General features: G+C 72.4%; 1 protein-coding gene. It reads right to left on the bottom strand.

Annotation, left to right across the window (positions count from 1 at the left end):
* Positions 1-845: LysR family transcriptional regulator (locus AOK22_RS38190; protein ID WP_055703231.1), on the bottom strand; the 845-nt coding region annotated here is incomplete at its 3' end.
* Positions 846-1,035: the final 190 nt, after the last annotated feature.

Raw genomic sequence — 1,035 nt, 5'->3', positions numbered from 1 at the left:
AGGAGCGGCAGGCCGAGGGGGATCTCGAAGGCGACCAGGCCGAGGGACTCCGCGAGCGGGCAGGCCCAGGCGGCGGCGAGGCCCACCAGGTCCGTGCTGAGCAGCACGAAGACGGACGACGAGAACGTCGCCACGCTGCCCACCACCCGCCGGTTCAGGCCGAGTTCGGCGAGCGCGGTGTCCACGGGCCCGGCGAGGCGGCCCCTGCGCGAGACGGTCAGATGGTCCGCCGCGGCGAACCGACGGGGCGTCAACTTCCCCTTGAGCAGCGGGTGTCCGGCCCGTACGAGACCGAGCATCCGGTCGTCGCGGAAGTGCTCCACCCGCACCTCGGGCGCCGTCGAGTCGATGACGCCGAGCTCCAGGTCGGCGTCGCCCTGCCGGAGCACGGGCGTGTCCACGTGACTCTCCCCGAGGAAGCGGAGACGCACCCCCGGGGCCTCGTCGGCGGCGCGGGCGAAGAGCGCCGGGCCGTAGGCGGCGGCGAACGCGTCGGAACCGAGGATCGAGAACGTACGGGAGATCGTGCGCAGGTCCACCGCGCCGGGCCCGGTGAAGAGCGCGCGGGCCCGCTCCACCACCACGCTCACCTCCGCCCGCAGCGCCAGCGCGTGCGGCGTCGGCACCATCTGCCGACCGGCCCGCACGAGGACCGGGTCGCCGAGCGCCTTGCGGATGCGCCCGAGGGTGCGGCTCATCGCGGGCTCGGAGAGATGGAGCCGGCGGGCGGCCCCGGACACGCTCTGCTCCTCCAGCAGGACGTCGAGGGCCTGCAGCAGATTGAGGTCGAGCCCGCCGGGACCGGCGGGTCCTCCGGGGGCGGATCCGGATTGCGTCACACGCATTCATCCCCTGCAAAAGATGCACTGGAAGGCAAGTCGGGACGAGCCTACGGTGAGAGGGCATCCCACGCCACGACGCTCCCAGGAGGAGCCTTGCCCTCGCCTGCCCTGAACTCACCCAGAAAAGCCACAAAAACACCGAAAACCACCCAGCCACCCTCCTCACCCTCCTCACCCCCCACACTCCCGGCAC

This window comes from Streptomyces silaceus (assembly GCF_001419745.1).
GTDB lineage: Bacteria > Actinomycetota > Actinomycetes > Streptomycetales > Streptomycetaceae > Streptomyces > Streptomyces silaceus.
Note: the sequence above shows the minus strand (reverse complement) of the source record. Positions and strands in the feature narration are given on the sequence as shown.